Source organism: Chryseobacterium pennae, assembly GCF_003385515.1.
GTDB classification, from domain to species: Bacteria; Bacteroidota; Bacteroidia; order Flavobacteriales; family Weeksellaceae; genus Chryseobacterium; species Chryseobacterium pennae.
Map to the genome: position 1 here is coordinate 1 of NZ_QNVT01000015.1, position 17,373 is coordinate 17,373.

A 17,373-nucleotide genomic window follows, 5' to 3' on the forward strand; every position below is an offset into this window, starting at 1 on the left:
TGATAAGCAATAAGTATTGAATATTATCTAGTATCTATGTTTTGGCTAAAGCCCGTTTCTATTGAATGCTGAGCCTGTAGAATCCCTGATGCTTATTTTCTCTTTACATTGGCATTATTTTTATACTCTTATCCTTCCATCCTTTATTTTATCAAGTTCTATTTCTGATATCATTGGACTCGTTTGTCTTACCGTATTTTGTCATTCTGTAAGGATCCCTACGGAATAACAAATAGTGAGTAGTACTGACAATCTAAAGTATCATACAAATATTCATCACTACTACCCATTATCAATCAATAATCTTACAATCAGCTTCACAGGCATATATTTATTATCTATTGCTCTTCCTAGCCCTGATAGTAACGGTTACCCCACAGCAGGAGTGGGAGAGCAGGGCTTAAGTGTTGGGATAGAAAGGCGCGAGGAGTATGAGTGGATAGCAGGATTAAGCTCCTGGAATGTATTTGAAATTAAGTTAAGATTATTTCTATTCACAAAAATTGCAATAGACTAAATCTCTTAAAGCCTTTTTATTTATGTTGTAACTTTATTATATGAAAGAGCATATTGTGAGAGGGTTCAGATTTGAAACTTACAAAGCACCGGAACTGTCTGTATTTGATAGGTTACTGGAAATTTTTACAGATTTACTAACCCACACTTCAGGAGATTTTGATGAAGCCATTGACTGGCTTCGAATGCTGGATGAAGAATATCAGCTTACTACTCCGGAATACACTATTGACAATTTTATTGAGGATCTTAAAAAGAAAGGATATATCCGGGATGAAGTTGATCCTAATGGTGGAAATGGAATTCGCCTGAACGCGAAAATGGAACAGAATATCCGTAAACAAGCACTTAATCAAATATTCGGAAACATTGGTAAAAGTAGTAACGGTAATCATAAAACCAATAAGAGCGGAACGGGAGAAGATACAACGGGGGAATTTCGTAATTATAATTTTGGTGATCCGGTAGAGAAAATTTCTATTACGGAAAGTCTTAAGAATGCTCAAATCAATAACGGAATCGGAGATTTTCATCTTACTGAGAATGATTTAATTATAGATGACAGTATTCATCAATCACAGATGAGCACCGTTTTGATGATTGACATCAGCCACAGTATGATATTGTATGGAGAAGACCGTATCACTCCTGCTAAAAAAGTGGCAATGGCACTTGCCGAACTTATTACCACACGTTATCCGAAAGATACTCTGGATATCATTGTTTTTGGAGACGATGCATGGCCTGTTAAAATTCAGGATCTGCCTTATCTGCAGGTTGGCCCTTATCATACAAATACAGTGGCAGGGCTTCAATTGGCAATGGATATCTTGCGTAGGAAAAGAAATACCAACAAACAGATTTTCATGATTACCGACGGAAAACCAAGTTGTATTCGTCAGGCGGATGGTACTTATTACATGAATTCTTATGGTTTGGATGAATATGTTGTTCAGAAATGTTATAATATGGCATCCCAGGCAAGAAGGCTCCATATTCCCATTACTACTTTTATGATTGCGCAGGACCCTTATTTACAGCGTTTCGTGAGTGAATTTACAGAAGCCAATCAAGGGAAGGCTTTTTATACAGGACTCAATGGATTAGGACATATGATTTTTGAGGATTATGAGACGAATCGTAAGAAAAGAATCCGCTAGAAAATAATTATTCATTAAAAATATATTTCAAAGTTTATAAATCAGATTTTAAATAAAATGACTGAAAAGCCAAACATAAAAACACTGGGTTCATTAAGAGCATCAGGATATATATCAAAAAATATAAAAGACGAATTAAGAGATAATTTAAAAACTAAAATTCGTAATAAAGAATCTGTATTTGAGGGAATTTTCGGATATGAAAATACAGTTATTCCTCAATTGGAACATGCTATTCTAAGCCGACATAATATTAATTTATTAGGATTGAGGGGGCAGGCGAAAACCAGGCTGGCAAGAATGATGACCTCTTTACTGGATGAATGGATTCCTTTTATTGAAGGAAGTGAGATTAATGATGATCCAATGAATCCGATTTCCCGTTATGCTAAAGAATTAATTGAAAAGGAAGGTGATAATACTCCAATAGAATGGCTTCACCGTGATGAGAGATTTTTCGAAAAATTGGCTACTCCGGATGTGACTGTTGCCGATCTGATCGGAGATGTAGATCCTATTAAAGCTGCCAATCTTAAACTTTCTTATGCAGATGACCGTGTGATTCACTTTGGGATGATCCCACGCGCAAACCGTTGTATTTTTGTAATTAATGAATTGCCGGATCTTCAGGCGAGAATTCAGGTTTCTCTGTTTAATATTTTGCAGGAAGGCGATGTGCAGATTCGTGGATTTAAGGTAAGAATGCCTTTGGATATACAATTTGTTTTCACTGCAAATCCTGAAGATTATACCAACAGAGGAAGTATTGTTACTCCACTGAAAGATCGTATAGGATCGCAGATTTTGACGCATTATCCTGAAAATATCAATATTGCAAGAGAAATTACCAATTATGAATCCAGTTTAGACAGTCGTCAGAAAAATGGAGTATATGTTCCTTCTTTAGCGAAGGATCTTTTGGAGCAGATTGGTTTTGAAGCTCGCGAGAGCGAATATGTAGATTCAAAAAGTGGAGTAAGTGCCCGTATGAGTATTACAGCTTTCGAGAATTTATTGAGTACAGCGGAACGCAGGTCTTTACTGACAGATGACGAAGCAACTTCGGTAAGATTAAGTGATTTTGTGGGAATAATTCCTGCGATTACTGGAAAAGTGGAATTGGTTTATGAAGGTGAGCAGGAAGGATCGGAAGCGGTGGCTCAGTTATTAATTGATAATGCAATCAGAACTTTATTTACCTCCTATTTCCCGAAAGTGGAGAAACTAGAGAAAAAGAATATTGATGGGCCGTTTAGCCAGATTACAGAGTGGTTTTTGGAGGACGATGGATTTTTGGAAATTACAGATGAATCTTCGGATGAAGCCTACGCAAAATCTCTTAACAGAATTTATCCTCTTGATCAGATTATTGAAAAATATCAGCCAGATACTCAGCCGGAAGATGTTTTATTCTTAAAAGAGTTTATTCTTTGGGGATTGGCAGTAAACAAAAGGCTGAATAGAGAAAGATTCAGAACGGGAGTTTTCTTTTCTTAAAATTTCTAAAACTTAAACAGCATACAAACAAAAAGATGTGGAAATTACTTCCACATCTTTTTATATTTTTAATCAAATTAATTATCAAACCTGAATAACTCCCAGATTAAATTTTTCTGTAATAGGAGAGTGATTAGCTGCTTCTATTCCCATAGAAATCCATTTTCTGGTGTCTGTTGGGTTGATAATAGCATCAGTCCATAATCTGGCTGCTGCATAGGTAGATTCAGTTTGTTTCTGATATTTTTTTGAAATGGTATCCAATATATTATTATGTTCTTCTTCAGAAATTTCTTTCCCTTGTTTTTTTAAGGTAGATTCCTGAATCTGGGCCAGTACTTTAGCAGCCTGTGTTCCTCCCATTACTGCCAGATCAGCCCAGGGCCATGCTACAATCAGTCTAGGATCATACGCTTTTCCACACATTGCATAGTTTCCTGCTCCGTAAGAATTTCCAGTAATGATCGTGAACTTAGGAACTACAGAATTGGCAACAGCATTCACCATTTTTGCCCCATCTTTGATAATTCCGCCATGTTCTGACTTGGAACCCACCATGAAACCGGTAACATCCTGTAAGAAGATTAAAGGAATCTTTCTTTGATTGCAGTTAGCAATAAACCGGGTTGCTTTATCTGCAGAATCAGAATAAATTACTCCTCCAAACTGCATCTCTCCTTTACCACTCTTTACCAGTTTTCTCTGATTGGCTACAATTCCTACAGACCAGCCGTCTACTCTTGCAGTAGCACAAATGATACTTTTACCGTAATCTGGTTTATATTCTTCATATTCAGAATTATCTACAATGCATTTGATGATTTCATACGTATCATACTGCTCTGCTCTGGAAAACGGCATAATTCCGAAGATATTATCAGGGTTTTCCTTTGGTGGAAAACTTTCTATTCTGTCGAAGCCTGCTTTTTCAGTACTTCCGATAGATTTCATGATATTTTTGATTCTGTCCAAAGCATCTTTATCATCTTTAGCTTTATAATCGGTGACTCCCGAAATAGAGCAGTGGGTAGTAGCTCCGCCCAATGTTTCATTATCAATGCTTTCTCCAATAGCAGCTTTTACAAGATAGCTTCCTGCAAGGAAAATAGAACCTGTTTTATCCACAATCATAGCTTCATCACTCATAATAGGCAAATAGGCTCCTCCTGCTACACAACTGCCCATTACCGCCGAAATCTGGATGATTCCCATAGCGCTCATTTTAGCATTATTTCTGAAAATTCTTCCAAAATGTTCTTTATCAGGAAAAATTTCGTCCTGCATCGGAAGATAAACTCCTGCAGAGTCTACCAGATAGATGATCGGAAGTTTATTTTCCATGGCAATTTCCTGAGCTCTCAGGTTTTTCTTTCCTGTGATAGGAAACCAGGCACCTGCTTTTACAGAGGCATCATTGGCTACTACCATACATTGCCTTCCGGAAACATAACCCATAACGATTACAACACCTCCACTAGGACAGCCGCCATGCTCTTCATACATTTCATAGCCTGCAAATGCCCCAATTTCTATGGAATCAGAATCTTTATCAAGAAGATAGTCTACTCTTTCTCTTGCGGTCATTTTTCCTTCCTCACGAAGCTTCTGAAGCCTCTTTTCACCGCCTCCTTTTTTGATCTCGGCAAGCAAGCGATTTATCTCTGATAATTTTAATCTGTTCTGATCTTCTCGTTTGTTGAATTCGATGTCCATAGAATTTTCAATTTTTTACGCTTAAAGATACTATTTTTATGAGGAATACGAACAGGAAGTAAAACACATGTTTAATACTTTGGTTATTAGTAAATTGTGAAATTTTTAACAGAAAAATATTTTTAAATAATTTATATTTTTTCTAACTTTACATAAGAGTAACAGAGGGTGATAACCTCTGAAAAATACTCAGTTCCTAGTTTATTTTTTTAATAGTTTATTATTTGAAGGCCCTGAAAGTTTAACAAATTTTCAGGGTTTTTTTTATTACAGATCAATAATTACTAATAATATTTTCTATATTCTACAATAGTAAGGTCGGTGGATGGATTTTTATATTTCCTGTATTTTTTAGCTGGAATAAATCCTAGTTTTTCAGGAATTTTTCTGCTGGCTGTATTTTCTTCATCTACAGGATACAAAATATATTTAAACGTAAAATTCTGTTCAAGAAATTCAATGAGGCTTATGATGATTTCGGTTCCCAGTCCTTTTCCCTGAGAACTCTTTTTTAACCATAATCCCAGCTCAATGGATTCCTCTGTAATATTATGGATACCACAACATCCAGTAAAATCTCCATTTGAATCCAGAGCAACCATTACCAGATCCGTATTTTGTAATAAGGTTCTTTTTGATTCATTCACAAAGTTGATTATTTCTCCCCTGTCACCTTGCGGATTGAAGGGCATATATCTGGTCACCTCTGTGGTAAAATGTTCTGAAATGTCATCAATATATGAGTCATCAACAGGCTGTAATGTTAAATGCTTTGTTTTGATTTTAATATCTGGATTTAATATCATATTGTAAGGTTAAAAGAAACTGTATTGTTTTTTCATCTGTTTTTCTGGAAAGTTAATAGAATACATCATGTGTTAGGCAGAAAAACTATTAAAAACTTTATTTATCATTTTTTTATTACTTTAAATTTATATTTTTTATGAGATTTATAAAAGCCTATTTGTAAATTTGCCTGTTAAAATTTTAAAGAAGATAGGACATGCATAAATTAGCGCTTTTCAGATTGCACTTAATCGTATTTTTATGGGGCTTCACTGCAATTTTAGGAAAACTGATTCATGCCAATGCTCAGATCCTTGTATTTTACAGAATGTTGTTTGCTGCTGTCTTTCTTTTCGTATTCATCAGGATATATAAAAAAGAAAGTATTAAGGTTTCCAAAAAAATATTCTTTCAACTGGCGGCGATTGGGTTTGCTATGGCGCTCCATTGGTATTGTTTCTTTTATTCCATCAAGGTTTCCAATGTTTCTATTGCTTTAAGCTGTCTTTCATTATCTACGCTTTTTGCTTCTATTTTGGAGCCTGTTATTTTTAAAAGGAAGATTGATATTTCAGAAGTGGTGATGGGAGTGGTTATTGTGTCTTGCATTCTATTGATCTTTAAAACAGAATTTCAATATAAGGAAGGGATTATCTATGGTGTTTTCTGCGCTATTTTTGGGACAATATTTTCTGTTTTTAATGGCAAAATGTTTGGGAAAACAAGTTCCGGGAATATTATATTTTATGAAATATTCTGTGGTTGGTTTATTTTAATGTTATTTTATTTGTTTTCAGGGCAAATTTTTCAAATGAATGAAATAAACTATCGTGATATGGCGTTAATATGTTTGTTGGCCAGTGTTTTTACTGCATTTCCGATGCTGGAATCAGTGAATTTAATGAAATACATTTCACCTTTTACTCTAATTTTAACAGTTAATTTAGAACCGGTTTACGGAATTATACTAGCTTTTTTTATCTTTGGGGAATCAGAACATATGAGCCCGATATTTTATATTGCCTCAGGAGTTATGATACTGGCAATCATTGCAAATGGATTAATAAAGTCCAGAAAAACTAAAAACTTTAACTAGCATCAATATTAAATGATGAAAAAATATTTTTTACTTGCATTTTCACTGCTCTATGGGCTGTCTCAATCTCAGATTATCAGGAAGTATTCCAATGAATTCTTAAATATCGGAGCGGGTGCCCGAGGACTGGCAATGGGTGGAGCTGTAATATCCAACCAGGATGATGTGTACTCTCCTATGTGGAACCCAGCAGGTTTGATGTCTATAGATAAAGACTGGCAGGGAGCTGCAATGCACGCTGAATACTTTGAGTCTATAGCCAAATACGATTATTTAGCTTACGCAAGGGTCATGGAAGAAGGCGTTTTTGGAGTTTCAGTAGTGAGGCTTGGGGTAGATAATATTTTGAATACAACCCAGATGATTGATGCGGAAGGGAATATTGATTATGATAAAATCACAAAATTCTCCCAGTCTGATTATGCAGCAATACTTTCATATGCATTCCACCCTGGAGGAAATCCAAACCTTGATGTAGGGGTGAATGCTAAAATTGTCTATAGAAATGTAGGGAAATTTGCCAGTGGATATGGTTTTGGGTTTGACGTGGGAGCAATTTATAAAGGTGAAAACGGCTGGAAGTTTGGAGGAATGGTAAGAGATATCACAACTACAGTTAACTTTTGGAGTATTAACCAGAAAGAATTATCAACTGTTGTGAATGGAGAGGAATTCAACCCTGCACCTAAAGATAAGATGGAACTTACGATGCCTAAACTTAATGTAGGAGCAAGTAAATTATTTGAAATCAACAGCAGTCTTTATGTATTGCCGGAAGCTGGGCTTAATGTAGATTTTGCTAAGACGGCTTCTCTTATTTCAAGTGATTTTGCAAGTATCAGCCCTTATGCCGGAGCTGAATTAGGCTATCAGAAAATGATTTTTGTGAGATTGGGGATCAATAGGTTCCAATCTATTACAGATATAGAAGATTTAAAAAGAAAAGTTTCTTTCCAGCCAAGTGCGGGGATCGGGATCAAATATAGAGGGCTAACCCTGGACTATGCAATTACAAATTCAGGTATTGGCGGATCTAATTTCTATTCCAATTTCTTCTCGCTTAAACTGGATATGGGAGCATTCAGAAATGATTAAAATGAAGGTATGAAAAAATTATCGATATTGATGTTGGCAATTTGCTCAACGGCTGTTTTCGGACAGAATGTTTCAGATTATAAATATGTATCTATTCCTGATAAATTTACAAGTTTCAAAGGAGATAGTTATGGTTTGGAAGCTGCTTTAGCAAAAGCATTAAAAAGTAAAAAGTATACAATTTTATCTACCAGTAAAGAGCAATGGCCATGGGAAGCTAAGGACAATTCCTGTAATGTACTGAATGCAGACGTGCAGGCTATTAAAAGTTTTTTTACAAATAAATTAAAGATTGAGTTTAAAGATTGCAACAATAAGGTGCTTTTTGAGTCTAAAGGAAGTTCGGATATAAAAGAGTTTCAAGAGGGATTGGCAGATGCTCTAAAGCAAGCTTTAATAAGCGTTGGCCCATCTAATCCTGTTCAGATTGCAGCTCAAGAATCAACCCCTTCAGTTGTTTCAGCTGCGGATAATTATTCTAATGGGAAAGTAGAAGTACAGAAGATACAGATTGATGACAATCAGTTTATTCTGGCTAAATCAGGCAGCGCTTTACCATTTGCTATTTTTAAAACTACATCAAAAAAAGATGTATTTATCGTAAAGCTTTCTGATAATACGACTACAGTAACAATTGGATATTTTGAAAATGGAAATATTGTAATTGATATACCTAAGGCTGACGGAAGATATACTAAAGAAGTTTTCACGAGAAAATAAATATAATATAATACATTTATTTAAAAAAGGCTATCTCTTTTGAGACAGCCTCTTTTATGTTCATATATGATGATGTGTTTTCTTTAAATGAGTTAGTAAACAAATTCTTATGTATAGTTTTTGTTAGTTTGTACTAATTTATGAAAAATATTATAAATAATGTTAATTTATAATTAATATTTTATTAATTTATGTTTACGATTTTGTTATTTCCTGTATTTATGGTGCTTTAGTGTTATGTTGTCTTATTTTGAGATAATAAGATTCAACATATAGTAAACCATCTTAATCAATGCTACTAGTAATTTAAAAAGACCATTTCAACTAGTGAAACGGTCTTCCCTTATTAGAAATTGGATACTTTTATTTTTTTATGAATTTAAAAACCTGCGATCCTTTGGTGTTCTTTATTTTAGCTGTGTAAGTACCTGGGATTAGATTTGAAAGTTTAATGGAGACATTTTTTTTATTCAATAAAAAATCATTTTTTATAAGTTTACCGCTGAAATCATAAATTTCAACTGATTGTATAGTCTGAGTGTCTTCAATAGTCAGGACATCGGAAACCGGATTAGGGTAAATTTTGGTTTCTGATAAAGATATTTCCTTTGTAGAAAGAGTCTGTGTAATAGTTACAGTGTAATCGACCCAATTTCCAAAACCATAAGTACCACAAGGTGATTGAGTAGGGTTTCCATCTCCGGAATTGGCTAAACGATTCCATATTCTCATTCTGTAATTTCCCGGGCTTAATGACGGAATTGAAAAGGTACCACTATAAGTAGGCTGTGGTATTGCAATATAGTCTGGCATAAATAATACTTCGCCAGTGTCATCAAAATTGCCATTTTGATTGAAGTCTATTGCCATTCCACAAGAAACCCAACCCGTCGTACTAACATTTATACCGTAAGTAGTGTTTGGATTCATGTTAATAATAGTAGAAGTCTTATTTCTTAAAGTAGTACAATCTCCTGTAAAAGACGAGTCATTGAAATTAGCTTGTGGGATTGTTACTTTAGTTACTTTCCAGTCTCCACATCCACTAGTATAAGTTGGATTACAATATGTTTGTCCATTGACAAAACTGAAGCCCAATAAAAGGTATGCAAATAGAATTGCAGAGAATAAGTGTGTTTTCATAATTGTGATTTTTTAATTAATACCAAATGTAAGAAAAAAGATATTAAATCACTATTATGTGAATTTATTGAATTGCATTTATCATTTTACGCGAGCTTTTTGTTAAAAAAATCTAATTTTGTTAACAGTTTTTTTAATATTCTAATTTATCTTGGATTTTATTTTCTAATCTTTTTGCTTGTTTAGAATAAAAATGACCCAATTAATGGGTTGGTTTTTAGTAATAAGTGATTGATGTTTGGAAAATATTAATTTGAATTGAAAAATTCCCAGATGACTTTAGCTTTGCTTTTTCCAAGAATTTCTTCCAAAGTTTCCAGATTAGATTCTTTTATTCTTTTAACAGATTTCAATTTTGATAACAGAAGTTCAATCGTTTTTTCACCAACTCCCGGAATCTCCTCCAATTCAGATTTTATAGTGGAGTTTTTTCTTCTTGTTCTGTGATGTTTTACTCCAAAACGGTGGGCTTCATCCCGCACTCTTTGCAGGATTTTTAACGTTTCAGACTTTTTATCAAGATATAATGGAATAGGATCTTCCGGGAAGAAAATCTCTTCAAGCCTTTTAGCAATTCCTACTATGGTAATTTTTCCGTATAATCCCAATAATCTAAGACTTTTAACTGCAGAGGATAATTGTCCCTTCCCACCATCAATAAGGATCAGTTGCGGAAGACTTTCTCCTTCATCCAGCATTCTTTTATACCGGCGGTAGATTACTTCCTCCATTGTAGCAAAGTCATTGGGCCCTTCTACAGTTTTAGGGTGAAAAATTCTATAATCTGCTTTGCTGGGTTTACCGTCTTTAAAAACTACACAGGCAGAAACAGGATTGGTTCCCTGGATATTCGAATTATCAAACCCTTCAATATGGCGTGGCTCTACAGGCATTCTGAGAAGTTTCTGCATTTCAGCCATAATTCTGTTGGTATGCCTTTCCGGATCAATAATCTGAACCTGTTTTAATTTTTCCAGACGATATTCCTTTGCATTTTTTTCAGAAAGCTCTACAATTCTTTTTTTATCTCCAACTTTAGGAACAATCAGCTTCACATTAGGAATTTCTACAGACAAGTGGAAAGGGAGAAGAACTTCTTTTGAATCAGATCCGAATTTCTGGCGGATTTCGATTAAAGCTTCTTCCATAATATCCTCATCAGACTCTTCAAGGATCTTTTTGATCTCCGTTGTAAAGCTCTGAATGATATTTCCGTTTCTGATTTTAAAGAAATTAACATAAGCAGCCGCTTCATCACTGGTCATACCAAAGACATCCACATCATCAATGTTTGGATTTACTACAGTGTTTTTAGCCTGATAATCTTCCAGAATATCCAGCCTTTCTTTAATGATCTGAGCATCTTCAAACTGAAGATCGGAGGCCAGTTTCATCATCTGGTTCACCAGATATTCTTTTGCTTTCCGGAAATCCCCTTTTACAATTCCGCGGATGGCATCTATCTTTTCATCATATTCTTCCTTGCTTTCAAGGTCTTCGCAAGGTCCTTCACAGTTTTTAATATGATACTCCAGGCAGACTTTATACTTGCCATCTGCAATTTTAGCAGGAGAAAGATTCAGGTTACAGGTTCTGAGTTTATAGATATGTTTGATTGTGTCCAGTAATATTTTTGCAGGACGTACCTTAGCATAAGGGCCATAATATTCGGAACCATCTTTAATCTTATTTCTGGTTAGAAAAATCCGGGGGAAATCTTCATTTTTAATACAGATCCAAGGATAAGTCTTGTCATCTTTCAGCATGACATTGTAAAATGGCTGATGTTCTTTGATCAGGTTATTTTCCAACAAAAGAGCATCATATTCACTGTTTACAATGGTTGTTTCCAAGCGTTGGATCTTACTGACCATAATTTTGATCCTATATCCTGAAAGATTTTTATTGAAGTAAGAAAGAACCCTCTTCTTTAAGTTTTTAGCTTTTCCTACATACAATAGCTGTTCGTTTTTATCATAGTAACGATAAACACCAGGTTCCGAAGGTAAAGTTTTGAGCTGTAATTCTAAAGAAGGATTCATGTAACAAAATTAAGGATTCTTTCTGTTTAAAAAGAAGAAAACCTGCAGAATACACTACAGGTTTTTAAATTTTATATTGAATACTATTTATCCGTTACTCATATCAGTATAAGCATTTACCAGAAAGCTGAAGTAATCCCATTCAACCGAATTTTTAGGATAGAGTTTCATGAATTCTTTATTATCCCCGAAAAGAAAATCATAATTATCTTCAAAATCATCCTTATGAAGCCACATTACTTTATCTCCTTTCTTTACATAATAAGATTTGATAACGCCACCGCCTAGTTGAGGGCTTCCCATTACAGAAAATCCGCCTGTTTCTTTGGCTCTCGGATCATGATATACAGAAATGATATTATCGAAATCAGGATTAATTACCTGCATCAGGAATTCTTTGTCATCCTTTTTATTTTTCAAAGAAACGGTTTGGTTGACAAAATATATCCTGTCATTGTTGGTTCTCTTCGTAAGTTTCTTTGTGCTATAATTTCTGATATTGCCCATATACCGTGAAACTTTCATTATTTTTTCTGCATTGCTTGGATACACATACATTTCACCGATCTGGTCTGCATTGAAATTGGCTGTTTTCTTTGTAATACTGTCTTTAATAGCTACTTCGTAAATCTGTCCCTTTTTTGTTTCAATTTTATTACAGAATCCTTTGTGTGAACTACCGTCTTTGAGAATAATAGTGGATGTTTTCTTAGGAGAAGGAGCATTAAATCCTTCATTGAAAAGGTAAGTCTCCATTTTTTTGATGTCTTCCTTCGAATATTTTATTTTCTGGGCGAAGGAAGTGGTTCCTGCAACGCATAATGCAAACAGTAAAGTTTTCAGTCTCATGTATTATAGTTTTTAATTTCGGGAGTAAAAATAACAAATTAATTCACTACTTTAAATAAAAATATATAACAGTGAGATTTAGTTTCTCCAATTATTGTTAAATGCGTAATTTTAAGAAAATTTTTTAGAAATGATATACGGAGTAGATGCTTTTACTTTCCATGATGTTCTGGAAATATGTAAAAAACCTAATAAAGCCAAGCTGAACAAAGCAGCTAAAGAACAAATTTTAAAATCTCAGAGAAACGTACAGCAAATAGTAGAATCAGATAGATGTGTATACGGGATCAATACAGGTTTCGGGCCGTTGTGTGATACTAAAATATCAGCTGATGAAACAGCACAGTTACAGTATAACCTGATTATTTCTCATGCAGTAGGGGTAGGAAAACCCATTGAAAAAGAGCTTTCAAAAATCATGATCATCGCAAAAGTTCATGCATTATCAAAAGGATTTTCAGGAGTTTCTCTTGAAGTTATCGAGAGATTGATCCTGATGCTTGAAAAAGACATTATTCCGGTAGTTCCTGAACAGGGATCTGTTGGAGCGTCAGGAGATCTGGCTCCTCTGGCCCATTTGGTATTGCCTTTATTAGGGCTTGGACAGGTTTGGGAAGGTGATACAGTTTCTGAAACGATGGAAGTACTGGAAAAACATGATCTTGATCCATTGGTTTTAGGACCAAAAGAAGGACTAGGATTAATCAACGGTACACAGTTTATTTTAGCGCATTCTATCAAGGGACTTGAGAAGTTTGAATATCTGTTAGACCTTGCCGATATGACGGCTGCAATGAGTATTGAAGCCTACAGAGGTTCTGAAAGTCCTTTCAAAAAAGAGCTTCACGAAATCAGACCGTTCGAAGGAAGCAAGAAAGTGGCAGCAAGAATGCTTAAGTTCCTGAAAGGTTCAGAAAATATGAAAGCTCACGAAGACTGCGAGAGAGTTCAGGATCCATATTCTATGAGATGCGTGCCACAGGTTCACGGAGCGAGCAGAAATGCTTTTGAACACCTTAGAAGCATGGCGGAAACAGAATTAAACTCTGTGACAGATAATCCAATTGTATTAAGTGCTGAGGAATCTATCTCAGGAGGTAACTTCCATGGTCAGCTAATGGCTTTACCTTTAGATTACGCAACCCTTGCCGTAGCAGAATTAGGAAATATTTCAGACAGAAGAAGTTATTTATTGCTTGAAGGTAAATACGGACTTCCAAGATTATTAACGGAAAGCTCAGGATTGAATTCAGGATTTATGATTCCTCAATATACTTCTGCAGCTTTGGTAACAGAGAATAAAACATTATGTTTCCCGGCATCTGCAGACTCTATTCCTACAAGTTTAGGACAGGAAGACCACGTTTCTATGGGAAGTATTTCAGGAAGAAAATTCAATCAGGTTCTTGGAAATCTGGTGAATATTCTGTCTGTTGAATTAATGTTTGCTGCTCAGGGACTAGAATTCAGAAGGCCATCGAAATGTTCTAAGATCATAGAAGAAAACTACACCATTCTTCGTTCAAAAGTGGCAAAACTTGAAGATGACAGACTGATTGGTCAGGATATGCTGGCCATTGCAGAGCTTATCAAAGAAAGAAAGTTTGTTGTCAACTAATCAACATACAAATGAAAGGCTCCCGAATGGGAGCTTTTTTGTTTTCAGAATCATTTAATTTTTAACCAATTTAAACATGATCATACACAGAACAGATTCTACTTCTTTAGATTTTCAAACCCTTGTAAAATATCTTGACGCCAATCTTGCAGAGCATAATGGTGATAATGATGCATTTTTTGCTCAGTTTAATACGATTGATGGGATTAAAAACTGTATTGTTGTTTACATTGATGAAGTTCCGGCAGCATGCGGTGCTTTCAAGGAACTTTCCGATGACACTGTTGAGATCAAAAGAATGTTTACAAGTCCAGAATTCAGGAAAAGAGGATTAGGTTCCACCATCGTGAAAGAACTTGAAAGCTGGGCCAAAGAAATAGGTTATAAAAAGGCTGTCCTTGAAACTTCCCGGGACTTAATGAATGCTATTTCCGTTTATGAAAAAAGCGGATTCCAGCAGATTCCAAATTATGGACAGTACATTGGTGTGGACAGCAGTGTTTGCTATGAAAAAAAACTGAGATAAGAAAATCTGAAATTTTGATTCAGGATGGCAAATCAAAGATTTTAAGATTTTATGGGATGGTAAGACCTGCATCGCTTTCCTGACCTGTATTAATTAAAATATACCCATTTATTATAAGGTAATTAATATTCATATAATGCTAAATTCATTTTTTAAAAACTTTTATTTCTCATGAAAGTGTTATATTGTGATTCCAATCAAAATTATAACATATGAAAAAAAGTGTATTTTTCCTGGCATTATTTTTTGCCCTAAACTCCTGTACACAGGAAGAATTGCGGAATGAAAATCCCAATATTGAAATCTCTCAGAAAACTCCATTAACGGGAAAGCAAATCAATGAAAGGATCAACCAGGCCATTAAAAATGAAGGTACTTTCAATTGGAGAAATGAATCCGATCACTTCCTTTGGAGTGCTGTTTTCCGTGGTAACAGAATGGTATCTATTGGATTTGGTTCATCCAAAGATGATTTTGACAGAAGTAAATCCTCAGATAACAAAAATATGGAGGAAGAGATTTTAAATATGATTGCAAAATCTGAGGGAATAGGATCTGCAAGATTTCTTTTGAATTCCGATAAGTATCTTAACCAAATAGATGTCACCATCGAAAAAGAAGAAACGATAACAGCTCTTCGTCAGATGAAAACCATCCGATATGTAGAGCCTGCAGACTATCATTATTTTGAAAATGAAATTAAGTACAATACTAATGCAAAGTCTTCTGGCAGCGGATCTTCAGGATGTGGCTTTTCGACGGCAACTTTAAGTACTGTAGATTATACTTCTACGACGCCAAGTGCAAAAATTCCATGGGCATTTGCCAAGCATAATATCCCTGATGCCTGGAACTACAGTACAGGAGCAGGAGTTACCATTGGTCTTATTGACACGGGAGTTTCTCCAGATCAGTCCTTACTTGGATCCAGTTTTAATAATGGTGCTTCATCCGGGAGAACAATCAGTAAGTATGGGGTATATAATAGTGATGGTTCATCAGATCAGTGTGGACACGGAACCAAAATGGCTTCTGTAATGACCGCCCCAAGAAACAATGCAGGACTTCCTGTAGGAGTAGCCTATAATGCTAATCTTATCGCTTACCGAGCGGCAGAAAATGTTGTATTGGAAACCTCCAATGAACAAAACGGGGTGAAAACTGCGTTTACAGAATTAGGAAATAATACCAGCGTAAAGATCATCTCTATGTCAATGGGACATATTTTTTCAGTAGGAAAAATTGAGGATGGAGTAAAATATGCTTATGCCAGAGGAAAACTTATTTTCTGTGCAGGAGGAACTTCTACGAGCTTTACGAATTTTGTCGGAGTTATTTTTCCGGCTTCAATGTCAGAGACACAGGCTATAACAGGAGTAAAAGAGGGAACGTCCAATCAAAAATGTGATGTTTGCCACTCCGGAAGCCAGATTGATTTTACCTTCCAGATGGAAAGGGCATCGGGAAATACTGTTCCTGTTTTAAGTTATTACAACGGACAGGCTGATTATGTGGGCGGATCTTCTGTGGCTACAGCTGCCACAGCAGGAATTGCAGCTTTGGTTTGGGCTAAAAATCCATCATGGACAAGAGATCAGGTGCTTAATAAAATGAGACAGTCTGCAACCTATTATCCAACTGTTAATTCAAGTTATGGCTATGGAAATATCAATGTTTTAAAGGCAGTACAATAAATGATAATCATGCAACAAAGAAAAGGAAGCATCTCGGCTGAGGTGCTTCCTTTTTTATTGTAATATTAAGTTATCCAATCCTTAGGCTCGTCATACTCAGAGAACCTCCTATAAGTTCATCATTAAATAAAGACAGCTCTTCAGCCTGATTTTTCAATCCTAAAGTATAGACCAGCGGAAGATAATGATCAGGGGTAGGCACTGCATACTGTAAAGAAGTTCCCTGTTTCTGATAATCAATAATATTCTGGAAGTTCCCATCCAGAAGCCAGTTATTGGTTTTCTCCCGAGCTTCTATGGCCCAGTCCCAGCCAGCACCTACAGTATTGATATTCTTCCAGTCGATCATACGTAGATTATGAACAATATTTCCACTTCCTATAATCAGAATTCCCTTTTCACGAAGTTTATTCAGTCTTTTGGCAAGGTCGTAGTGATATTGCGGAGGTTTGGTGTAATCAATGCTTAATTGAATCACCGGAATATCTGCATCAGGATATAAATGTCTGATAACAGACCATGCACCGTGATCCAATCCCCAGTTATGATCTTCTTCTACCTCTGCAGGAAGTAAAAGTTCAGCAGTTTCTCTGGCAAGCTCCGGACTTCCGGGAGCGGGATACTGTACTTCAAACAATTCTTTTGGGAATCCGTAAAAGTCATGAATCGTTTTAGGCATTTCCATTGCAGTCACAAATGTTCCGGGAGTATACCAATGGGCAGAAATACATAAAATAGCATTAGGCTTTGGAATTTCACTTGCTGTTTTTCTGAATCCCTGTACAAACTGATTTTCTTCAATAGCATTCATTGGTGAGCCGTGTCCAAGAAATAAAACCGGCATTCTTTGCGTATTGTTGAAACTGTCACTTATATTTTGAAGATCGTTGAGGTTCATAAGTATTGAATATTAATAAA

The 17,373-nt window shown here is 35.4% G+C and carries 15 protein-coding genes; 9 read left to right on the plus strand and 6 right to left on the minus strand.

The window, feature by feature from the left end; all coding sequences use genetic code 11:
* Positions 1-235: 235 nt before the first annotated feature.
* From DRF65_RS28280 to DRF65_RS15535, 3 genes are read left to right on the plus strand one after another with little or no spacing between them, the layout of a single operon-like run.
* Complete coding sequence (locus DRF65_RS28280; RefSeq protein WP_123947363.1) at positions 236-517, plus strand: hypothetical protein; 282 nt, start codon at positions 236-238, stop codon at positions 515-517.
* 40 nt (positions 518-557) lie between these two features.
* Complete coding sequence (locus DRF65_RS15530) at positions 558-1,676, plus strand: vWA domain-containing protein (RefSeq protein WP_115971681.1); 1,119 nt, start codon at positions 558-560, stop codon at positions 1,674-1,676.
* A 57-nt stretch (positions 1,677-1,733) separates the two neighbouring features.
* Positions 1,734-3,173 carry an AAA family ATPase gene (locus tag DRF65_RS15535; protein ID WP_115971682.1) on the plus strand — a complete coding sequence of 480 codons (1,440 nt, stop codon included), beginning with the start codon at positions 1,734-1,736 and terminating at the stop codon, positions 3,171-3,173.
* Between the two features lie 84 nt (positions 3,174-3,257).
* Here DRF65_RS15535 and DRF65_RS15540 read toward each other — a convergent pair whose 3' ends face one another.
* Both DRF65_RS15540 and DRF65_RS15545 read right to left on the minus strand, forming a co-directional pair.
* On the minus strand, positions 3,258-4,886 hold the full coding sequence (locus DRF65_RS15540; RefSeq protein WP_115971683.1) for an acyl-CoA carboxylase subunit beta: 1,629 nt from the start codon (positions 4,884-4,886) through the stop codon (positions 3,258-3,260).
* A gap of 284 nt (positions 4,887-5,170) precedes the next feature.
* Positions 5,171-5,692, minus strand: a complete 522-nt coding sequence (locus DRF65_RS15545) for a GNAT family N-acetyltransferase (protein WP_115971684.1) — start codon at positions 5,690-5,692, stop codon at positions 5,171-5,173.
* Between the two features lie 197 nt (positions 5,693-5,889).
* On the opposite strand from DRF65_RS15545, the gene DRF65_RS15550 reads away from it, so the two are divergent.
* Genes DRF65_RS15550 through DRF65_RS15560 form a run of 3 tightly spaced genes read left to right on the plus strand, consistent with a single transcriptional unit; the run spans position 5,890 to position 8,583 of the window.
* Complete coding sequence (locus DRF65_RS15550; RefSeq protein WP_115971685.1) at positions 5,890-6,768, plus strand: DMT family transporter; 879 nt, start codon at positions 5,890-5,892, stop codon at positions 6,766-6,768.
* A 12-nt stretch (positions 6,769-6,780) separates the two neighbouring features.
* Positions 6,781-7,863 carry a putative type IX sorting system protein PorV2 gene (locus DRF65_RS15555; protein ID WP_115971686.1) on the plus strand — a complete coding sequence of 361 codons (1,083 nt, stop codon included), beginning with the start codon at positions 6,781-6,783 and terminating at the stop codon, positions 7,861-7,863.
* A gap of 9 nt (positions 7,864-7,872) precedes the next feature.
* On the plus strand, positions 7,873-8,583 hold the full coding sequence (locus tag DRF65_RS15560; RefSeq protein ID WP_115971687.1) for a hypothetical protein: 711 nt from the start codon (positions 7,873-7,875) through the stop codon (positions 8,581-8,583).
* Positions 8,584-8,946: 363 nt separating this feature from the next.
* Here DRF65_RS15560 and DRF65_RS15565 read toward each other — a convergent pair whose 3' ends face one another.
* The 3 genes from DRF65_RS15565 to DRF65_RS15575 form a co-directional block, all read right to left on the minus strand.
* A complete protein-coding gene (locus tag DRF65_RS15565; RefSeq protein ID WP_115971688.1) occupies positions 8,947-9,726 on the minus strand; it encodes a GEVED domain-containing protein in 780 nt (259 codons plus the stop codon).
* Between the two features lie 248 nt (positions 9,727-9,974).
* Positions 9,975-11,768: an excinuclease ABC subunit UvrC gene (uvrC, locus tag DRF65_RS15570; RefSeq protein ID WP_115971689.1), complete on the minus strand. Its 1,794-nt coding sequence runs from the start codon at positions 11,766-11,768 to the stop codon at positions 9,975-9,977.
* 87 nt (positions 11,769-11,855) lie between these two features.
* Positions 11,856-12,617, minus strand: a complete 762-nt coding sequence (locus tag DRF65_RS15575) for a hypothetical protein (RefSeq protein WP_115971690.1) — start codon at positions 12,615-12,617, stop codon at positions 11,856-11,858.
* A 130-nt stretch (positions 12,618-12,747) separates the two neighbouring features.
* Here DRF65_RS15575 and hutH point away from each other — a divergent pair, with 130 nt between their 5' ends.
* From hutH to DRF65_RS15590, 3 genes are all read left to right on the plus strand, one after another.
* Positions 12,748-14,235 carry a histidine ammonia-lyase gene (gene hutH, locus DRF65_RS15580; protein WP_115971691.1) on the plus strand — a complete coding sequence of 496 codons (1,488 nt, stop codon included), beginning with the start codon at positions 12,748-12,750 and terminating at the stop codon, positions 14,233-14,235.
* A gap of 76 nt (positions 14,236-14,311) precedes the next feature.
* The gene (locus DRF65_RS15585; RefSeq protein WP_115971692.1) at positions 14,312-14,761 is read left to right on the plus strand and encodes a GNAT family N-acetyltransferase; all 450 of its coding nucleotides are present in this window, start codon (positions 14,312-14,314) and stop codon (positions 14,759-14,761) included.
* Between the two features lie 212 nt (positions 14,762-14,973).
* Positions 14,974-16,455 (plus strand): S8 family peptidase, encoded by a 1,482-nt coding sequence (locus tag DRF65_RS15590; protein ID WP_115971693.1) that lies wholly within the window; start codon positions 14,974-14,976, stop codon positions 16,453-16,455.
* Between the two features lie 70 nt (positions 16,456-16,525).
* Here the strand turns inward: DRF65_RS15590 and ygiD are convergent, their stop codons facing one another.
* Positions 16,526-17,353, minus strand: a complete 828-nt coding sequence (gene ygiD, locus DRF65_RS15595; protein WP_115971694.1) for a 4,5-DOPA-extradiol-dioxygenase — start codon at positions 17,351-17,353, stop codon at positions 16,526-16,528.
* Positions 17,354-17,373: the final 20 nt, after the last annotated feature.